The sequence below is a fragment of the Micromonospora sp. NPDC049175 genome (assembly GCF_043197345.1).
In the GTDB taxonomy this organism is placed as follows: Bacteria; Actinomycetota; Actinomycetes; order Mycobacteriales; family Micromonosporaceae; genus Micromonospora.
On sequence record NZ_JBICSY010000004.1, the window covers coordinates 242145 to 262617 of the forward strand.

The 20473-nt window shown below is 72.6% G+C and carries 15 protein-coding genes; 11 read left to right on the forward strand and 4 right to left on the reverse strand.

The genetic code is table 11. The features are described from left to right. Nucleotides 1-46 precede the first annotated feature (46 nt). From ACGFH8_RS18325 to ACGFH8_RS18375, 11 genes are all read left to right on the forward strand, one after another. A complete protein-coding gene (locus tag ACGFH8_RS18325) occupies nt 47-748 on the forward strand; it encodes a hypothetical protein (RefSeq protein ID WP_393368293.1) in 702 nt (233 codons plus the stop codon). A 144-nt stretch (nt 749-892) separates the two neighbouring features. Further along, nucleotides 893-1579, forward strand: a complete 687-nt coding sequence (locus ACGFH8_RS18330) for a hypothetical protein (RefSeq protein ID WP_393368295.1) — start codon at nt 893-895, stop codon at nt 1577-1579. Nucleotides 1580-1794: 215 nt separating this feature from the next. Continuing rightward, the gene (locus tag ACGFH8_RS18335) at nt 1795-4311 is read left to right on the forward strand and encodes a TIR domain-containing protein (RefSeq protein WP_393368296.1); all 2517 of its coding nucleotides are present in this window, start codon (nt 1795-1797) and stop codon (nt 4309-4311) included. Further along, a complete protein-coding gene (locus ACGFH8_RS18340) occupies nt 4308-6887 on the forward strand; it encodes a hypothetical protein (protein ID WP_393368297.1) in 2580 nt (859 codons plus the stop codon). Before ACGFH8_RS18335 ends, ACGFH8_RS18340 begins: the two co-directional genes overlap by 4 nt. Before the next feature lie 3 nt (nt 6888-6890). Further along, nucleotides 6891-7358, forward strand: coding sequence for a hypothetical protein (locus tag ACGFH8_RS18345; protein ID WP_393368299.1), 468 nt, complete (start codon nt 6891-6893; stop codon nt 7356-7358). Then, entirely contained in the window at nt 7358-7930 is a 573-nt protein-coding gene (locus ACGFH8_RS18350; RefSeq protein WP_393368301.1) for a nucleotide exchange factor GrpE, read from the forward strand. Before ACGFH8_RS18345 ends, ACGFH8_RS18350 begins: the two co-directional genes overlap by 1 nt. 7 nt (nt 7931-7937) lie before the next feature. Continuing rightward, nucleotides 7938-9881 carry an Hsp70 family protein gene (locus ACGFH8_RS18355; protein WP_393368303.1) on the forward strand — a complete coding sequence of 648 codons (1944 nt, stop codon included), beginning with the start codon at nt 7938-7940 and terminating at the stop codon, nt 9879-9881. 5 nt (nt 9882-9886) lie between these two features. Continuing rightward, nucleotides 9887-11317 carry a hypothetical protein gene (locus ACGFH8_RS18360; RefSeq protein WP_393368305.1) on the forward strand — a complete coding sequence of 477 codons (1431 nt, stop codon included), beginning with the start codon at nt 9887-9889 and terminating at the stop codon, nt 11315-11317. After that, nucleotides 11281-13194: a tetratricopeptide repeat protein gene (locus ACGFH8_RS18365; RefSeq protein WP_393368307.1), complete on the forward strand. Its 1914-nt coding sequence runs from the start codon at nt 11281-11283 to the stop codon at nt 13192-13194. The genes ACGFH8_RS18360 and ACGFH8_RS18365 overlap by 37 nt, the downstream gene beginning before the upstream one ends. Continuing rightward, nucleotides 13191-13427, forward strand: coding sequence for a hypothetical protein (locus ACGFH8_RS18370; RefSeq protein ID WP_393368309.1), 237 nt, complete (start codon nt 13191-13193; stop codon nt 13425-13427). Before ACGFH8_RS18365 ends, ACGFH8_RS18370 begins: the two co-directional genes overlap by 4 nt. A gap of 1 nt (nt 13428) precedes the next feature. Next, nucleotides 13429-14940 (forward strand): tetratricopeptide repeat protein, encoded by a 1512-nt coding sequence (locus tag ACGFH8_RS18375; RefSeq protein WP_393368311.1) that lies wholly within the window; start codon nt 13429-13431, stop codon nt 14938-14940. On the opposite strand, the gene ACGFH8_RS18380 is transcribed toward ACGFH8_RS18375, so the two are convergent. From ACGFH8_RS18380 to ACGFH8_RS18395, 4 genes are all read right to left on the reverse strand, one after another. Next, nucleotides 14927-15592 carry a hypothetical protein gene (locus ACGFH8_RS18380; protein ID WP_393368312.1) on the reverse strand — a complete coding sequence of 222 codons (666 nt, stop codon included), beginning with the start codon at nt 15590-15592 and terminating at the stop codon, nt 14927-14929. The genes ACGFH8_RS18375 and ACGFH8_RS18380 overlap by 14 nt on opposite strands. An 89-nt stretch (nt 15593-15681) precedes the next feature. Continuing rightward, on the reverse strand, nt 15682-18219 hold the full coding sequence (locus ACGFH8_RS18385) for a hypothetical protein (protein ID WP_393368314.1): 2538 nt from the start codon (nt 18217-18219) through the stop codon (nt 15682-15684). After that, complete coding sequence (locus ACGFH8_RS18390; protein WP_393368315.1) at nt 18216-19550, reverse strand: SWIM zinc finger family protein; 1335 nt, start codon at nt 19548-19550, stop codon at nt 18216-18218. Before ACGFH8_RS18390 ends, ACGFH8_RS18385 begins: the two co-directional genes overlap by 4 nt. A gap of 95 nt (nt 19551-19645) precedes the next feature. Beyond that, complete coding sequence (locus tag ACGFH8_RS18395) at nt 19646-20284, reverse strand: uridine kinase (RefSeq protein ID WP_393368317.1); 639 nt, start codon at nt 20282-20284, stop codon at nt 19646-19648. Nucleotides 20285-20473: the final 189 nt, after the last annotated feature.

A 20473-nucleotide genomic window follows, 5' to 3' on the forward strand; every position in this document is an offset into this window, starting at 1 on the left:
TCACCTGGCCCAGCGACGTCTCGGCCGCGCCGCTCAGGAGAACACGTTGCACTGCACGACATGCGGAGCCGAACTCGAACACCCCGGCCAGGGCCACACGTGCCGGTCCTCCACACCTCCGCCCGCGGTCCGGACCGCGGGCTGGAACGTCGCGACCTGGTTCACGGTCGGGTTCGCCGTCCTCTTCGTCGTGGCCGCCATCGCTGCGGCCGTCTTCAGCAGCATCGCGAGCGACCGGGCCCGGCCGCTGCCCCCGTCGGATCTCGGGGCGGCGATCGGTTTCGTCCTGGCCAACCTGATCCTGGCCGCCGCCGTCATCGGCCTGGCTGTCAGTGCGTTGATCTGGGGCCGTGGCACCCGCCAGCTCGCCGAGGCACACGGCTCCTCGGGCCGCTTCTACAGCCGCCACTGGGGCACGCGCGTCTTCCCCGCCTGCGTCGTGGCCAGCGCCGCCATCGCCTGGCTGGCCGCCGATCGGACCGCCCCGGCCATTCTGTTCGGCCAGGCGGCCCTGCGCACCCTTGGAGCCGCCGCGCTGATCGGGGGCATGTTGCACAGCCGGGCGCGGGTCCTGCGGCTGATCGCCCACGCCAACCGAGTCGGCGTCGGACACTACTCGCCGGTTGCCGGGCAAGACCCGGCGTGGCCGCTGTCGCCCACTCCGACGAGCGAAGACTGGAACGCCGGCCAATGGGACCCCGAGGTGCAGCGCGACATCGAGGCTCGCCGTCGCCGCAACAACACCTGATTCGCTTCCGGGATATGTGAGAACGGTTGTCGGCTGACGGACCGAACTGTCCGACGCCAGCGGACGGGCCCCAACGTCTACAGTGGCCGGAGTTTGCCATGCTCTACTACTCGGGGACGGTGAGTTTTCTCGGGGCGGGGGATCATGAGCGATTTGCGGCACCGGAGGGTTTACACACGTTGGTTCGCCCTGCTTGTCGGGCTGGTCACCGGCGCGGTCGTCGGCTTCGCGGTCTACTGGGGGAGCCAACTGACCGGTGCGGCGCTGTTCATGTTGTGCGGCACCGTGGCGGGTGGGGTGGCCGCTCTGGTGTTCTACGCGTACTCCCGGACGATGTATCTCACGGAGCTGACCGTGTCGATCCCGAACTTCACCGATCTGACCTTCGCGGTTACTCCGTCCAACGAGGGAGTGGCGTGGCGGCTGTTCGTCGAGTCCGTCACTCGCGTCTCCACGCAGCCGCTGACCGAGGGCACCGGCGTTGTCCGTGAGACGCTCAACTCGCTCTACTCCCTGTTCCAGTCGGTGCGCCAGACCCTGGTGGAGGCGGGGCCGACGGCCGGCGCCGGCGGCACGCAGACCGTCGAGCACCTGGCCATCGGCATGCTCAACGCCCAGATGCGGCCGTTCCTGGCCAAGTGGCACCCACAGTTGCTGCAGTGGGAGAGGGTGAACCCCGACGTGCCCGAGTCGCAGTGGCCGGGCAACGCGCAGTGCCGCGCCGAGCTGGAGGCCATGCGCCTGGGCCTGCTCGACTACGTGCGGGGCCTCGGGCAGTTGGCCGGGGTGCGCAACATCGACGTGATGCTGGGTCATTCCGCGGATCAGTGACATCCGGCCGAGCCGGTGTGCGGATTCCGCGCGGGCCCGCCGTTTGCCTTACATATCCGCTGTCGACGATCCGTCAGATGAGGACGGTGCGCGGCATCCGGATCACCGCATAGCCTGGGCAGCACTCTTGACGTTCTTGCACAGAACCGGCAGGGGGTTGCCATGGTTACGTGGTTCCGGTGCGTGCACGTCCGGGGCGGGGAGCGGGGTCGGTCGTGAGCGCACCCGTCGGATTCGACATCTTCGTCAGCTACGCCACGGCCGACATCACGCTCGTGATGCCCTGGGTCGAGCGGCTGAGGGGTGACGGGTTCTCGGTCTGGTTCGACCAGGACCAGATGCGCGCCGGGCGCAGCATCATGACGCAGTTGAGTATCGGGCTCGACGACTCGGTGCAGACGATTGTCTTTCTCACCGACACCTACCTGCGCCGCGAATACACGCAGTTCGAGATGGTGTCCAGCAGCAACGACGATCCGGCTAGCCTGCGAGGACGCACCATCCCGATCAAACTCATGCCGCTCACCGTGGAGCTGCCGCGCTTCATCCGCAACGTGACCATCTGCGACTTCACCGATCCGATGACGGTGGACAAGGCGTACGAACAGGTCAAGCGGAGCATCCGGGACGCGCCGCCCCGGCCGCGGCGCCACGTCGACGAGGAGAGCGTCCTGGCGGCGTGCGAGGCGCCGTTCGAGCATCTGTCCGAGCCGGACGTCGCGCTCTTCCTGCTGCTGAAGGCGGCCGGGAATCTGGCCTGGTTTCTCCACCGCCGGGAGATCGGCGAGCCCGGGAGCGGCACACCGCTGGAAACGATCTTCCACGAGCTTCTCGTCTCCGGGAAGCTCCCCGCCGAGGTCGCGCGGTCGCTGACCTACATCCGGACGTTCGGCACCATGGTGGTCGGCGAGCAGATCGACCGGGCGACCTTCACCCGGGAATCGATCGATCCCGCCCTGGCGGCGCTCGACGGCCTTGCCGACTGGGCGTTCCCGGACCGCCCGCGCCGGGGCGGCCCGCAGCGGATCCTGGCCGCACTGCCGCGGCTCGGCGACCCCGGCGAGGTACGGCTCCCGGGCACCAGCCTGCTGCTGCGCGAGCCCGAGCTGGCCCGCACGGCGCTGGGCCCGCTCTTCGCCGGGCGGGACACGGCGGTCGGCGAGGAGATCTCGATCGTCCTGGCGGAGATTCCGGCCCAGGGGGAGGTCCGGTTCGCCGAGCTGATCGGCCGGTACGCGAGCGTCGCCGGTTCCGAGGCGATAGTGCCCCGCGACACCGGGACCCTGCGCGTCGGTGACGGCCCGGACTGCGTATATCTGGTGTTCCCGCCGGTCCGCGACATCTCGGCGGCGGAGCTCGCGGCCCGGCACGGAGGGCGGTTGCCGGCCGGCCCGGCGTACGAAATAGGTCTTGGCGTGGCCCGCGTGCTGGCGCGTCTGCACGGAGCGCGACCACCGCTGGCCCACGGCCGGCTATCGCCGTCCGACGTGCTGCTGAGCCGGTACGGCTCGGTGCGGCTGCGCGTCCCGGGCCGGGACCCCGACTCGCCGGAGGCCGACCTGCCGGCGGTGCCGGCGCTGCTGCGCACCCTGCTCGCCGGCGCGCCGGAGGCGGGCGACGAGGCGCTGCCGGCCGGCGCCGCGGAGACGCTGCGACGGCTGGCCGGGTGCCGCAGCGTGGCCAGCCTGCGCGGCCTCCTGGAGGAGGAACACGGCCGGCTGCCAGACGAGCCGGACCTCGGCTCGCTGCTGGGGGAGCTGGCACCGCCGGCCGCACCGGCCACGTCCGCGCCGGAGCTGATCGAGTCCTATCCGGTGGTTGCCCGGCAGGCCTGGCCGCTCGGCGCCGGGCGGGTGCTGGTCTGGGAGGCCGACACCGAGACGCTCGCCGTCTATCACGGACCCCGGGCGCACTGGCGTGACGACGGCCCGGTCCCCGTGCGGCTCGCGGTCACCGGTCGGGACGCCCAGGTGGCCGTCGGCGGCTGGGACGGGACGGTCCGCTACTTCGCCGGCGGCGAGCTGGTCGCCGCGACCCGCCTGGACGGCACGGTCGGCGACGTGCGGTTCACGTCCGCTGGTGTGGTAGCCGGTTCCTGGAAGAAGGCGCTCGTGCACCTGACCGCGGGCGGCCAGCGGCGCGCCCTGCTTGACGTGGCCGCCGGGGTGCACCGGATCGCGGTGGCGGAGCAGAGCGACCGGTTCGCGGTGGCGGACCTCTCCGGGCGACTGGCCATCTACCACGGCGAGACGCGGGTGCGGGACTGGCAGCGATTCGGTTCGATCGCCGACATCGCGTACGCCGGCTCCCGGCTGGTGCTGCTCACCGAGGACGGGCTGACCGGGATGGGCGTCGACCACCGGACCGACGCGGTCGAGCCGAAACCGGGTGCCCTGCGGCTGCTGGCGGGCGCCGCCCCCGGGACCTGCCTGCTGCTGGTCGCGGCCGACCCGAACCGGCTCCTGGCGGCGCGGCTCGAAGCCTGGTCGATCGACCAGGGCGACAGGCACATCCTGCACACCACCTTCCCGGCCGGCTACCGGATCGGCTCGTCCTGCGACGTGCCGGGCCGGTACACGGTGGACCTGCCGGATGGCGGCTGCGCCTATTGGCGCGACGGCGCCGAGCGGCAGGTCTGGCCCGACGCGCTCGCCGCCACACTGACCAGGGACGGGCGGCTGCTCGCGGTGTGCCTGCCCGGCCGGGTCGAGCTGTACGCGGAGCACGAATGACGGCCCCCGCCACGCTGCGCGCCGCCCTGGACCGGCTGCGGACGATGGGTGACAGCCCCCGGGTGATGATCGCGCGGGCCGAGGCCGAGTTCCGGCTCGGGGTGCACCCGGAGACGAACACCGGCGAGGGGATCGAGCTGCTGCGCTCGGCGGTGCGGCACGACCCGTTCCTGGCCAAGGGATTCCTGCACCTGGGCCTGCGGCTGCACCGGGCCGGGCGCTTTCGTGCCGCGGTGCCCGAATACCTCGCGGCCCTCGAACTGGCCCCGGCCAGCCGCCGCGTCCACCTGCTGCTCGCCGAGGCGCTGCTCGAACTGGGCAAGGCCGAGCAGCAGGCGGGCGACGAGCTGATCGCGGCGCTGGCCGCGCGCGAGCCGGAGCGGCTCAAGGCCGCCGTGGCGGAGATCGGGGGCGTACTCACCGGCGGAGAGCCGGACGCGGAGGCGGAAGCCGCCGGGGAGAACGAGAAGGAGAAGAAGAAACCCCGCAGACGCGCCAAGCCACCCACCGACCTGACCGGGGTGTGGCAGGTCTGGCTGTTGGCCCAGCTGAGCCGTGCCGCGAAACGGGCCCAGCCGGTCGCGTGTCTGAAGGCCGGGGCCAGCCGGATCGGCGTGGACGGCCCGGCCGACGTGGCACTCGGCTGCCTGATGCTGTTGCTCTCCGGTGACCCGCCCGCCGGGGTGCGCAAGGAGATCGCTGCCGCCGGGGTGGACCCCGAGGTGGGGAACGACCCGGCGCTGCGGGCGCTCGCGGCGGCACTGGAACTGGCCGAGGCCGGCGACCCGGTGCTGTTCGTCCGGGGCGCGTCGGAGCACCTGCTCGCCGGGGTGCTGCCGGTCGCGGTGGTGTGCGCGCTGCACTACCAGCGGTTCGGGCCGTCCGCCGCGGTCACGGTGACCGACGCTCTGCGGCTGCTCGACGTCTACCCGTCGGCGGTGCGGGATGACCACTGGTTCCAGGAGCTGCGCATCGCCGTGCTCGACGGGTACGCCGCGCGGGCCTGGACCGACGGCGCGCTGGGCCAGGCCAGGCTGCTGTGGCGGGAGACGGTCGGGCTGGATCCGTACCGGGTGCCGGTGGCGGTCAACCTGGCCCTGGTCGCGGCCCGGATGAAGGCCGCCGAGGAGTACGGGCCGGCCTGGGAGCGCCTCTTCGAGCTGACCTATCTGCTCGCCGGCGGGGTGGGCGACGTGCAGCTGCTGCTGGACGAGCGGCGTGACCTGCACCTCGCGTTGACCCGGCAGAGCTGGCAGCGCCACTGCGGGTCCGCGCCGCCGAGCGGTACGCCCACCGAGGACGACCTCGACGCGTGGGTGGCGGACGGGGACGCGCTCGCCGTCTGGCTGCGGCACTGGGACAGCTACTACCTCAACGCCCGGCTCTCCTTCCGCTCCCCGATCCACCTGCTCGGCACGGCGCGCGACGTGGACACCGACGAGCTTGCCGAGGCTCGCGACGCTCTGGTCGCGCTGGCCGACACGGCGGTCGTCGGGCGTGACTGGGCCGGCGGCAAGGCCTTCCGCGAGCTGGTCGCGGGGCTCGCCGAGGACGCGTACACCCAGTCGGCCGATCCGGTGGACCGGGCCCGGGACCGGTACTACGAGACCGAGAAGCCCCGGGCCGACCGGCTCGCCGAGGAGCTGCTGCAGCGGACCCTGGTGCTGATCTCGCTGCTCCGGGCGCTGGGCCGGGTGCCGGTCGCGGCGGCGCGGGAGGGTCAGGCGGCGGCGGTGATCCGGCACCAGCGCAGCCTTCCGCGGCGGATTCTGCAGTCGATCTTCGTCAACCGGGGCCTGGTGCAGGACGACATCGAGGTGGCCGCGTATGTCGAGCAGCGGGTGCTCGAACTGGCCGGAATCTGGTCCCGCGCCGAGCCGTCCACCGACGCCGACCGAAACCGGCAGGTCGCCCGCCTCGGGGAGATCGTCGAGGCGCTGCCGGACCGGTTGGCCCTGCGGGCCGCGCACTGCGACGCGCTCCTACAGGCGAAGCGGCCGGGAGAGTGCTACCGCGCCGCGGTGGCGGCGCTGCAACAGCCGTCGGCGGACCCGCCCGCCGACGTCGAGCACTACCGGACGGTACTGACCGCGCTGATCGACCGGATCGGGTACGAGGACATCCCGGAAGAGGCGCTGCGCCCCGGCGACATGGCCTCCGCCGAGCTGGCCGTGCAGCGGATCAGCCAGTCGCTGGAACGATATCCGGCCAGCGCAGCGCCGTATGTGTTGCTGGCCTCGCTGCTGCTCCAGATGGGCGGCGAGCAACGGCAGCGCAGGGCGGCGCGGGTGCTCGTCGACGGCATCCTCGCGGCACCGGCCGAGGAGACGCTGCCCCAGATGTGGCGGATGCTCGACGACATTCCGCGGCCGATGGTCACCGGCGTGGCGACGTCCGCCTGCGCCCGGATACGCGGAAAAGTGCTGGACCGGCTGTCGGCCGGGGGCGGGCCCGAGTTGCTGGACGAGGCGACGAGATGTCGCGAACTGGCCCGGCGGTTCGGGCTCGACGGCGAGCTGGCCGCGTTCGACGAACTCCTGGCCCAGCTCGGCCGGCGGCGGGACGGAGGGGAGTGACAGATGTTCATGATCGACCTTGACGGCTCGTCGCCGTACACGCTGCTCGGGGTGGCGCCGACGGCGACCATCGCGGAGATCCGCACGGCCCGCGACGAGCTGATCAACCGACTGCGCACCGAGGCCCGCGGGGAGAGCGACCCGGCCCGCAAGGAGGAGCTGGAGGAGAAGCAGCGTCGCATCAACGCCGCCGCCGATCCCCTGGTCCGGCCGGCCCGCCGGGAGGAGTTCGACCGCGAGCACCCGGAACTGCGCACACTCACCGTCCGCTCGGCGGCCGCGCCGTTCTTCACCGACCCGGCACACCGCACCGACGTGCTCTACCGGGTGCTCTTCGCGCACCTCACCGCCCGGGGGGCGCGGCTGCGCCCGTCGTCCGACCTGTACCGCACCGGCTTCACCACGGACGAGACGCCCAACGAGCTGCTCGACGAACTGCTCGACGACCCGACCGCCCAGCGGAGGCCATGATGCGACGACAGAGCCGATCCGTCGAACCGGCACCGGCGACCACGGACCTGACCGAGCGCCTGGACCAGATCCACAGCCTGCTGGAAGAGGTGGCCGAGGACAACACGGCCCTGGTCGCCCGGCTGGACCAGGCCGGTCAGAACCAGGCCGGCCAGGCCGGGGACGCGCTGCGCGAGATCGCGGCGCTCCGCTCCGACCTGAGCGGGCAGCTGGCGTTCCGCGCGTTGCGCGACCTGGCCACCGAGCTGATCGGGCCGCTCAGCGCGATCGACGCCATGCTGCAGCGAGCCGACTTCTCCGACCCGGTGGCCACCGAGGGGCACGTCCGCAGCCTGTCGCTGACGCTCTCCGGCGTGCTGTCGCGCCTCGGCGCCGAGAGGGTGCCGATCGACGTGGGCGCCGAGCTTTTCGACCCGAGCCGGCACCGCTGCGTCAGCACGGTGAAGCCGGCCGAATCGTCCTTCCCCGACGCGCCGCCGCGCACCGTCGTCCGCATCGTGCAGGACGGCTACCTGCTGCACGGGCGGCCACTCACCCCGGCGACCGTCGAGATCCAAGCCGGCGACGAATAGGAGAACCATGCCATTCCACAAGGTGATCGGCATCGACCTCGGCACCACCTACTCGGCCGTGTCCATCTGGGACGGCAAGGACGTGCGGATCATCGAGACCGCGTTCGGTCTCAGCACCGTTCCGTCGGTGGTCGGGCTGGACGCCGACCGCGCGGTGATCGTCGGCACGCCGGCCCAGAACAACCTGGTCAGCGATCCCACAAACACGGTCATCGAGGTCAAGCGGGAGATGGGCACGTACGAGGTGGAGCCGGCAAACCCCGGCGACCCCGGTGTGCCCCGGCGGATCAGGTTCCGCGGCCGTGAGTACCTGCCGCAGGAGATCTCCGCCTTCATCCTGATGGAGCTCAAGCGGCAGGCCGAGAACATCGTGGGCGAGCCGATCCACGACGCGGTCATCACCGTGCCGGCGTACTTCAAGGATCCGCAGCGCGGGGCCACCGAGGACGCCGCCCAGATGGCCCGGCTGAACGTACGCATGCTGCTCAACGAGCCCACCGCCGCGGCCGTCTGCTTCGGCGCCGACAAGATCGACGACGACCAGACCCACACGTACGCCGTGTACGACCTCGGTGGCGGCACCTTCGACGTCTCCATCGTGCAGGTCAGTCCGGGCAACGTCAGCGTGGTCGGCACCGGCGGTGACGCCCGGCTCGGCGGCGGCGACTTCGACGACCGGATCACCGGGTACGTGCTGCAGCAGATCCAGAAGCAGCACGGCGTCGACCTCACCGGCGACCCGGCGGTCTGGCAGCGGGTCAAGCGGGAAGCCGAGATGCGGAAGCGGGAGCTCTCCGTCGCCAACACGGCCACGCTGAACCTGCCGTTCCTCACCCCGACGCTGAGCGTCAACATCCCGTTGAGCCGGGCCGTCTTCGAGAGCCTGATCAGCGACCTGCTGCAACGGTCGCTCGAGTGCCTGGACGAGGCGATCGAGTCGGCGCACCAGAGCAACGGGATCGAACGCGACGAGATCGAGCAGGTGTTGCTCGTCGGCGGCTCCACCAAGATCGCCTGCATCCGGAACCTGCTCGCCGACCACCTGGGGCTGGAGCCGAAGGACATCCGCGCGGACATCAAGCCGGACGAGGTGGTGGCGCGGGGCGCCGGGATGGTGGCCCGCGAGTACACGCCGTCCGAGTCGTACGGCGGCGAGGAGATCGCGATCGACCTGAGCGAGGACCGCCCGGCGGCCAGCGAGGGCGCTCTGGTGTTGCAGGACGTCACCAGCCACACGCTCGGCATCCTGGCCAACCGGGCGGACATGGTGCCGATCCTGGAGAAGGACAGCCGGATACCGGGCGAGGTCACCAAGGACAACTTCACGAACGGCGCCGGGGCCAAGGAGATCGACGTCCTGATCTTCCAGGGTGAGCACCCGGTGGCCTTCGAGAACGACCTCATCGGCACGCTGCCGATCGTCCTGCCCGAGGCCAAGGAGCAGGGCTACTACCAGTTCGCCGTGACCTTCTCGCTGGACGTGCACGGGCTGCTCAAGGTCGCGGTGCGGGGCCTGCCGGACAACCAGGTGTGGCAGACCGAGCTGCAGTGCAACGTACGCGCCTCCAGGGAGCAGATCGAGGAGAGCAGCAAGCATCTCTCCGCGGTGATCGCCGGCGCCGCGACCGAGGAGCCGCCGCCCACGACCACCACCCTGCCCAAGCCGCGCACCAACCTGCCCAGGCCGCCGGACAGTGGCCTGCCCAAGCCGCCGGGCAGCCGGCCGCCGGCGAGCGCCGAGCCCCTCCCACCGCCGCCCGCCGAGACCCCGGACGAGTTCAAGTCCACCGCCCGCCGCGTCTACAAGCTCGTCCCGCAGCTCAACCCGGTCGGCCGGGAGCAGCTCACCGAGAAGTACCGCGCCTTCGTCGCCGCCGTGCAGTCCGGCTCGCCCGACGTGGAGGATCTCGGCGACGAGCTCTACGACCTGTACCGGGAGCTGAGGGGGTAACCCAGGTGGAAGCCCCGAACGGTATCCGGCTCGGCGAGCCGCTCGGCGTCACCGACCGCGGGTCGCTGTGGCGCGCGCACCGCGAACCGGAGCAGCCCCGGATCATCCGGTTCGTCGGCCAGCGGTTCAGCGACCGCCAGTTCCGGGACGCGCTTGCCGTGCTGCGGCAGCGCGAGCACCCGCGGATGGCGCCGATCGCCGGGCACGGCTTCTCCGGCTCCCACTACTACGTGGAGTACGAGGCCGGCGCGGAGTGCCGGACGCTGGAGGAGGGCATGTCGGCCGCGCCGCACTGGCGTGACCGGCTGCTCCTGCTGCGCCAGGTCTGCGACGTGCTCCCGCAGTGGCTGGCCGGCCCGGTCCGGCCGCTCGGCCTGAACCTGCGCAACATCGTGCTGCGGCGCACCGCCGGTCGGTGGTATCCGTGGCTGCTGCCCTGCCCTCCGGTCAGCCTTCCCTCACCCCGCGACCTGCTCGGCGTCGACCGGCACGTGTTGGCCGCGATCGCACCGGAGGCCGTCCGTGGCATCCACGCCGATCCGCGGGCCCAGGACTGGTACGCCCTCGGCACCCTGGCCGCGCAGGCCGCCGGCTGTGCTCCGGGCGAGCCGGCCGGCGACGACGCGGTCACCGACCAGGCACGCAACGCGCTGCTGCACCCCGCCGCCGGGACCAGCGAGATCCCCGCCTTCCTGGAAGCGTCCGCCGAGGTGCGCTCGCTCTTCGAGGTGGTCCGGCACTACCGGTTCGCCGACCCGGCCGTACGCCCCGCCGAGGTGAATGGCCTGCAGGCGGCGATCGACGCGGTCACCGACGTGCTCGCCCTCGCCGAGGCGCGCCGCAGCGCCAACCCCGACCATGCCGTCGAGATGCTCTCCTGGCTGCGGCGCGACGAGGGCGGCCGGTACCTGCGGGGCGCGCTGCTCGCCGCCGAGGTCAGCGCCGAGCTGGGCGACGTACGGCGGGTGCGGGACCTGGTCGGCGAGGTCCTCGATGTCCTGCCCGGACACCTGCCCGACGCCCGGCGGGCCCGGCGGCTGCGGGCCGACGCGCTCTGGCAGCTGGCCGAGCAGGCGGATCCACCACCCGGCCCGGACGACCCGGCGAGTCGGGAACTCCTCGCCGACCTCGACGCGCTCAAGAGCGACCGGGACGCCGGGACCGACCCGTACCTGCGGGCCGCCCGGCTGTACCGGCGATGGCACCAGCCGAGCCGGGCCGCCGACGAGCTGTACGCGGCCGCCGAGGCCGACCCCAGCGATCTGGAGGTGCTCCGGCTCTACCGGGAGTGCTGGCTCGAGCTGGGCGAGCAGGCGAACGCCACCGAGGTGTCGAAGATCGGGCACCACCGCGCCGACCGGATGCGGGCCGTGGGAATGCTGACCGAGACGGAGGCGCAATGGTGGCACGAGGCATTCGACCGGCCGCTGTCCTGATCGCCGCGCTGATCGCCCTGATCGCGATCGGGTCGCCGGCCGCGGCCGAACCCACCCCGGGCGGCCCGGTCACGGTGACCGTTCCGGAGGGGCAGAAACTGGCGCCGGGCGAGTACCCGGCGACCGTGCGCAGCGGCGACAAGGACATCAACGTCACGATCGTCGTGCCACCCGAGGCCGCCGGCCAGGCGGAGGGCCAGACCGGCACCACGACCACCGGGCCGGCCGCCGGCGGCGGCGCGGCCGAGGAGACGGAGAACTCCGGGGGGATCGGGCAAACCCTCCTGCTCGGCGTGGTGCTGCTCCTGGTGGCCGTCGGCGGCGCGATGCTCTACCTGCGGGTGCTGGCCCCGCGCCGGTACCTGCGGCCCTACCTCCAGGCGCTCGCCCAGATCCAGGCCAAACGGTACGACCTGGCCCTGCCCGCGCTGACCCGGCTCGAGGCGACCCTGCCCGAGCAGGCCCGCGCCGAGGCCCGGTTCTTCATCGCCTTCGCCATGTACCGCCTCGACGACCGGCGGGCCGCCGAGCACCGCCTCGCCGAGCTGCACCGGGAGGATCCGGCCAACGTCGAGGCGGCGTACCTTCTCGCCCAGCTGCGGGCCGACCGCCGTGACTTCGACGGGGCCGAGGCCGTGCTCGACCGGCTCGACCCGGCCGTCCGCGAAGCCCCGGGTAACGTGCGCAAGCTCTACGGCGTGGTCACCGCGCAGCGGGCGTTCGCGGCGTTCCGGGACGGCCGCGTCGACGCCGCGGCCGAGCTGTTCGAGAAGGTCGAGCGGCTCGACGACTTCGCCGAACACGTCCCGGTCGACCTGCGCAACCGCAACATACTGGTCGGCACCAAGGCCCTCTTCGAGAAAGATGTGCCGGCCGCGCGCGAGCAGTTCGAGTCGCTGCTGCGGGCCGCCGGCCGGATCGACGGTGCCCAGCGCGGACCGCTGCTGGCCTCGGCCGAGCTGGGCCTGGCGCTCAGCACCTGGCTGGCCGACGGCACACACTCGGCAGCCGAGACCGAGCGACATCTGGTGGCCGCGCTGGCCCTGCTGAATCCGGCCGAGGCGCTGACCGCCACGTGGCCGCCGCAGTCCGCCGACCCGGGCCTGACCGCCCGGATCGAGGAGATGATGATCCGGGCGAACCGGCCGGCCGAGGAGATCGAGGCCGAACGTACCCTGCGCGACATCCACTTCCTGCGCGGGATGGCGGTGCTGCGCGCCTGGGCCGAGGCCGACCCGCGCTACGCCCAGTCCGCCGCCCGCGACTACATCGACCGGGCCCTGCAGCGGTTCGCCCGCGCCCGGGAACTGGACCCCGAGTTCAGCGACGTCTACGTGGTGGTCGGCCTGCTGCGCTACTACCTGGCCGAGAGCGAGACCGACTCCCGGGCCGCCGTGGCCGTGCTGCGCGAGGCGCAGAAGCTGGGCACCCGCGATCCCGAGGTGCTCCAGATCCTCAACCACGACGAACGGGCCCGCCGGGCCAACCGCGACGCGGCCGAGACGTACCTGCAGATCCTCGACCGGTACGTGCAGGACTCGACGGTTCGCGAGCAGGTACGCGAGGCGCTGCTGGCCCGGATGTCCCGGTACGGCAAGGTGCGCGACTGGGACACCCGGCCCGCGCTGATCGGCAAGCGGGTGTCGACCCCCACCGTGGCCGAGATGCACGCCCGGTCCGAGCTGCTGATGGCCCGGATCAACGACCTCGTGCAGCACCAGGGTGGCACCGCCGACCTCAGCGGCGCCCGGCAACTGACCGTGAGCATCGAGCAGCGCAGCCGGGAGATCGCCGAGTACGCCCGGGCCATCGAGGACCAGGAAGCCGAGCTGCTCGCGCTGCTCGGCGACAAGCTGCTGAGCGAAGTGGAGACGTGACCATGACGGCACTGTGGCGGCGCCGGCAGCGACTGACCCCAGCCGACTGCCTGCGTACCCTGCCTGACCCGACGTTCGACATCGCCGCGCTGACGCCCGGCGACGAGCTGCGCGGCGCGGAGCTGCGCCGGTCCGTGCTCCTGATCGCCCAACTCGACCACGTCAGCGAGACGGCGCAGGTCCGCGGGGTTGTGGTGAATGTCCGCGGCGCGGTTCCGCCGGTGGGGGACTGACATGGGTGGCCTGCACTACGAGCCGAACGGCGACGAGGCCTTCGACCGGCTGCGCCGGCAGGCCGAGAGCCTGAGCCGCGACCTGGGTGTCGACATCGGCCGGACGCGGACGTTCGCCACCGCGTCGCCCGACGACGTGGCGATGACCGGCGGCCTGGTGACCGTGGACGACCCCGCGGTGCTCGCCGAGCAGATGCGCGCGGTGCGGGCCCGCGAGTCGGATCTCAAGGTCCAGCGGCTGCTGGAGCGTGCCGAGCGCGCTGCCGGCCAGGACGACTATGACACCGCCCTGGACCTGGTGGACGAGGCGCTGGAGTTGACCCGCAGCAGCCTTTCGGCCTGGCTGCTGCGAGGCCGCTGCCAGATCGCGCGTGGCGAGTTCGCCGAGGCCGCCAAGACGATCTCGGTGGCCCGGCAGCAGGCCAGGGATCCGCAGGGCATCCGGCTCGCGGCCGCGCTGGCGGCCGAGTGTGACCGGGCCGAACTGAGCGCGTTCGCCGCCGAGCTCAACCACCTCATCGACCAGGGCCTGCTGGACAAGGCGGAACAGCGGATCCGGGACCGGCTGCGTGACCGGCCGGACCACCCGACCCTGCGACAGAACCTGTGCGTGGTCCTCCTGCTCGCGGGCAAGCTCGGCGAGGCCCGGGCGACGGCCGAGGCCGGCCGCTTCGAGAAGCTGTTGCGGGTCATCGCCCAGCGTGAGAGCGAGCCGCAGATCGAGGCCGCGCGCCACGCGCTGCGCCGTGGGAACACCCGTGCGGCCCTGGACCTCCTGGAAACGTGTGCGGGCGCGATCGGTGACAGCGAGCACTTCGTGGCGATCCGCTCGTATGCCCAGGAACGGGCGGCCGCCCGTGGGTTCCGCCTCATCGGGCGCGCACGACGGAGGGCGGACGCGGAGCCGATCGACGACGACACCCTGCAGTGGCTCATCGAGTGGCTGGTCCAGGACGAGTTGACAGTCGGCATGGAAGCCCTGGAGAACGAGGACTACCAGGGCGCACAGCCGTACTTCGAAGCGGCCGAAGCGATCGACGACCGCTGCAACCTGGTCGCCTTCCTGCACGCGGTGGCGCTGTTCCGCAGCCTGTTCGACCAGTTCGAGGGGCAGCGGACGCCGACTCTCGACGAGGCGCACGACGTGCTGGTGGAGGCCGAGCGTCTGGCCGCGCAGGCCACCGGGGACCCCAAGGTGGGCGCTCCCAGCCGCGACCTGGCCGGGACGATCCGGGCCAGCCTGGACACTGTCCGGGAGGTGCAGAAGCAGGTGGCGCGCGCCGAGGCCGTCGCCGCCTGCGTGGCCACGTTCAACTCCCTGGTGCAGCGCTACGAAAGGTCCCCGATCCGAACGATCGAGCAGCTCAACAGCGCCCGATACAGCTTTCGCGCGCTCGCCCGGGACGTGGACCGGCTGAGCCGCGAGGGTTCGTCCGAGGCACGGGAGGTGACAGCCCTGCACGAGCTGACCCAGGCGATTGCCCGGATCCAGCAGCAGCTCAACCGCCACTGAGCGCGGCGGTGCCCGTTGGGCCCGCAGGTGAACGCTGCTGGAGAGGCGTGCCATGGCTGGCCGGCGGTGTGAGATCGGTGATGACCCACCGTTCCCAGTCGGCGCGCCAGACGGTCTTGGCCACCAGCAGGGTCTGCTCCATCGCCCTGCGGTATGTCGTGCAGCTGGGCGTTGCCGGTTCTTTCGGGCACGCCAGCTGTGCCAGAAGGACCGGGAGTAGCACGGGTCCGTGCGTGTAGGGCGCGGTGCCGTTGCATCCCAGATAGGCGGCTGGCGCATCGACTCGTCTGCCGACGGCGGCGATGAAGTCTTCTGTGCCGCTTTCACAGCAGTCGAAGACGATCCCTGCTGCCTTGATCGTTGTGCCCTGGGGGTCAGGCAGATGGTCCAGGTACAGCGACTCGTCACCACCGCCCAGGTAGGGGCTTCCCTCCTCCACGCCGGCATGGCCGCCGTACACAAGGAGATCCGACTCGGTCGAGAGGAGATCGCGAAGGTGCTCGGGACCGGTGGCGAGTTCGACGCGCGCCTCGACTCTGCCCGGGTGGTCGTGGCGCATGGTCTCGACCAGCCCGTGCAGGCTGTTCAGGTAGCGGACGGCGGCCCGGTCGGAGGCGTATCCAACGAAGAGATAGGTGTACGGCTTATTCACACCCCTCAGTATGTCCGGCACCGGGTCGGGCTCACCCCTGGTTGGGGTGCGGGTTGTTGTTCACCCGACCAATCCCCCTCGGCCAGGCGTCACCTGTCGAGAGCGCCGGCCAGGCGCCGCGCCTCGGTGACCAGCCGGCTCGACCCGCCGCGCGCGGCGACCTCGGCCAGGCCGGGCACGTCGATCCGGGCACCGGTCGCGCCCGCCGTCTCCGCCGCCAGGCTCAACAGGTCCGGGGTGCCGCGCGGGGCCTTCGGTGAAGCCAGCAGCGGGGGCAACGCGGCGGCGAGCAGGCGCCAGATGCTGAGCGGGGCACCGGCGGCGGCCGCGTCGCGCAGCGGCTGCACGGCGCGGTTCGGCGTGAGGTCACCGACGGCGGCGAGGGTGCCGAGGTGGGCTCCGACCCGGGGGGCGTCCAGGTCGCCGGCGGCGGCCAGCATCAGCAGGGCGTCCACGGTGGCGACCCGGTCGGACTCGTGTCGGGCGCCCAGGCCGTAGGCGAGGGCGAGACCGACGGCGGGACCGCCGTCGCCGCCGCACTCGGCGAGCATTGGCAGGATCGCGGCGCCGCCGGACACGTCCTGGTCGGCGCCGCTCGCGATGTCGGGCAGCGCGTACGCCGCGACCAGCCCCCGGTAGCCGGGCAGCACGGCTGGCCAGAGCCGGGCGGCGTCGCCGACGTAGCTCTCCACGGATCCGGCCGGCACGGTGAGCAGGCCGAAGGGGTCGTCGACGCCCTCCGGCGGGCTGAATCCCACGTGGGTCCGCTGTTGAGGCGGTTCGTCGTACCCCCGGTAGTAGCTCTGTCGGCGCTCCTGGCGGGGCAGGATGACCACCTGATGGTCCGGCGTCGGCAGGCCGCCGGCCCGCAGCCATCCGGCGAGCCGGTCACCGGCGGGCGTGCCGAGCGCGGCCGCCCTGGCCGCGAGGGGCTCGTCGACTCGCGCGGGCAGCCGCAGCAGGGCCTGCGTCAGGTCCACTTCCCACGCGTCGCGCTGGCCGAGCAGGGCCAGACGGTCGTAGAGCACCTCCGGGTCGATGGCGCCGTTCGCCGTGGTCGGGGCCGCGAGCAGACCGGGGTGCTGGGGCGCGCCGACGCGGTCACCGATCTCGGCCAGCCGGGCGCGTAACAGCCGATGCGGCGGGGGTACCCGTGGATCGCGGGACGGTCCGCCCGGCGTGCGGCGTCGCAACGCCGCGAGCGTCGCGGCCCACCGTCCCCGCCGTGCGCCCGCCTCGACCGGGTCGGCCGCCGCGTGCAGCACCCCGCCGAGGAGACCGCACAGGCAGCACGGATCCCACGGGTGTTCCTCCGCGCTGGTGCGGTGCCGTCGCAGCACCGGCAGCAGGGCGTCTTTCAGTCGGGCCCGGTCGGCACCGGCGAGGCGGACCACCGCGTCGAGGACCCGTTCCAGACCGGACGCCGTCATGGGGCCGCTGAGCAGGGAGGCGGCCTCCTCCGCCAGCTCGTCCGGGTCGGTGATGGCCGCGGGCGCGGGCAGCGGTCCGGCCGGTGGCGGCAGGTCGTCGCCCACCACGCCGATGACGACCCGTGGGGCGACCACGTGCCCGTGCCGGGCGGCCAGCGTGCCAGCCCGGTCGCGGATGTCCGCCGCCGGATGGTCGACAGCCGTCGCGACGACCTCGGCGATCTCCGCCGCCCGGTCGGGGTGCCGGCGGGCGAGCTGGTCCAGCCAGCCGAGCTGGGCGCGGACCAGCGCCTTGTCGGGCCGGACGAGAACGGCCCGCGACGCGTCGAGCAGCCCCTCGACCTCCACGCCGTCGAGAGCCCGCAGCGTCTTCTGCGCCATCGACGCCACGTTGCCGGGGGCGTCGGCGAGCAGACGCAGGTAGTCGCCGCGACGCCTGTCGACCTCGCTGGCGGTGGGCTCCAGCAGGCCGTGCAGGGTGACGAACGCGCGCAACGCGGCCGGTCGGTCGCCGCGCAACAGCCGGCTCACACAGCCGTCGACCAGCATCGTCCGGTCCAGACGGCCCTCGCCGGCCAGGCGCGTCAGCGCTCGCGGCAGGGCGAGATCCTCGTCGGTCATGAACTCGTCGAAGGTCATCCGCGTCCCGACGCCGTCCACCTCGAACAGGCGCGGCACCAGGGCGTCGAGGAACACGTCCGCCCGGAGCCGGTCCACGAGCGGGACCCGTCGCTGCGCCTCCGGCGGCCACGCCATCAGGGCGAGCCACCCCTCGACGAACTGGTCACCGGTGGGCGCCGCCGCCTTCTCGGCGGTGATCAGCTCGGCGACGAACGCCCAGCCGTCCATCGGGTCGCCCCGGCGGAGCCGATCCGCCAGCCGGGTTGCCAACTCGGCCAGCCAGGGCACCCCGCGCGCCCGCGCGACCTGGACCACCAGCTCGGCGTCGGCGCCCCGCAGCGACACGTTGCGCCGGCCGAGCAGCTCGGCCGTCGCGGCGGCGGTGGGCAGGCACCCCACCGCGGTCACCGCCAGGGCCGTCGCCTCGGTGTTCCACCACCAGTTGTCGCGCCGACGGCGCACGTGGGCCACCAACCCGTCGGCGAACGACCGCCGTCCCTGCTCGTCGAGGCCAGTGACCGCATCGACGGCCGCGCCGACGTCACTCCGGGCCAGGAAATCGTACGGATCGCTCACGCCCCGACCTCCACCGAAGCGCCCACCATCGTCGTGGCGAGCGCGTGTTTGCACGGCCCGCGCTGGCCGCGGTGTCGCGCCCACCAGGGGCAGGAGCAGGTGTACGAGCCGTCCGGCCGGCGGCGGACCCGGTAGACCTCGTCGCCGTGGCGTACGGTCGCCGCCTCGCCGTCGGGGGTGACCGCGCCCGCCTCGACAAGCGCCCGCGCCCCGACCAGCCGAGGATTGTCCCGCTCGGCACGGCCGGCGTCGTAGGGCAGCACCCGGTGGAAGTAGCCCCCTTCGGCCACGTCGAAGCCGACCCGGCCGGCGGTGCCCAGCTGGGTCAGCGCCGCCCGGACCCGGTCAGCCGAGATCCCCGCCGCGGCGGCCATCGCGTGGACGTCGATCGTCGGCTCCCAGGACAGCAGCGTGGCGACGAGCGCGGCGTCGTCGGCGACGTCGTCCGAGGCGAGCGCGGTCAGCGCGCCGCCCTCGCCGGAGAAGCCCCGGTAGGACTCCGGTGACAGGGTCAGCGACAGCCGCAGTGCTCCCGTGTCGAGCTCCCACACGCTCGGCAGCGGCGGCGACCCGGCCGCCGCCGGTGGCCCGTACACCCGCAGGGTCTTCGCGTACCGGAGCAGCCCACGCAGCGTGGTGAGCCGTCCGGCGCCGGCCAGGCACACCGCGCCGGGCACCGGGCACGAGGTCGGCCGCAGCGAACGCCCGGCCGGCACGACCCAGAGCACCGACCGGTCGTTACCCGCCGGCAGCCGGCGCAGGAAAGCGGCCGCCTCCGCCGCCGGGACCTCCGCCCGCCGTCGCATGGTCGTGGCGATCAGATGGACCTCGGCGAACCCCCGTAGCCACCGCCCGGGCAGCGGCACCTTCTTCTCCACCACCGCGGCGTCCAGGGTGGACACCGTCAGGTCATCCGGCCCGACCGACAGGTGCAACGGGTCGATGCCACCCACCCGGGCCAGAGCCTCCCGCAGCGGCGCGTTCACGTCGACGTTCGTGGTGCCGTGCTCGACGATGTCGCCGTCGAACCCGGCCGGCACGACGTCCAGCCGCGCGTACACCCCGCAGCAGCCGGAGAACGACTCGAAGCGCATCCGGTCCCGGCTGCCGGTGACCACCGGATCGAGGCTCGCCGGGCTGACCGGCTGGTGGTAACGGGTCCGGGCGACTTCGGCGACCGCCAGCAGCCCGGCCGCTGCCGCCTGCGGAGTGGTCAGGAAACCGGAGAAGAACCGCGGATTGGTCGCGGGCCCGCCGCTGGTCTGCAACGCCAGGTCACCCCGGTGCAGCGTAGACGGCTGGCGATAGCGGTAGGTCTGAAGGGCGCTCACGGTTGCAGAACCTACGACCGACCCCCGACACCCTGCGGGGATGCTGCCGCGACCAGGTATTCCGCCTCCCGGACGCACTCCGCACGCTTACCCGTTCACCTCCCGAGGTCTCCGCGATCAGCCCCGTTGTCGAAAACCACATCGCAGGTCGTGTGCGGCAGGTGCTTCGCGCGATAGGCCAGCTCCGAGCGTTCCCAGACATCCCACAAGGCGGAGTCGTAGATCCCCCGCCGGATGTCGCGCTGCTTGGCTCGCTCCCTCGCCACCTCCATCGGCGCGTCGACCCAGATCCGACAGTCGTAGTAGCGCCACAGTTCACCGAGGTACGCGGACACGCCCTCCACGATCAGGTACCGCACCGCCGGGACCCGCACCCGCCGGCCCGGTCCGCCCTCGACCCCCGTCAGCGTCCGGTACTCCTGCAGCTCTCCGCGCGAAGCCGGCGCCAACACTCGACTGGCGAACTCCGCGCGATCGAAGTCACTCTTGTCCTCGTCGCTGACCACACCCTCGACGAGAAACTCATCCAGGTGCACCGGATGGGAACTGCCCAGCGCACGGGCGAGCCGTCGAGCGAAGACTGTCTTCCCGGCACCACCGAACCCCTCCACCCCCACCAACGTCGGCCGACCCGACGGGGCGATTCGGCTGACAAGTGCCACGATCGCCGCCAGGTCCAGCCGCGCCGCCGCCCCCGCACGGCGATCCGCCGGCGCTGGCACCTCAGCCGTCACCCCGACCACACCCCTTCCGACCAGGCTTCACCCACGTCAGACAACCCACATCGAATCATCCCGGGGTCGGTGGGCGGGCACGCCACGCTCCGCACAGGCGAGTACGGCAGGGCGACGCAGGCGGTCGTACCCATCGGGTGATGCCCCCGGCGGTCCTCCTCGGACGGTCTCTGGCCTCCCGCGGGCATC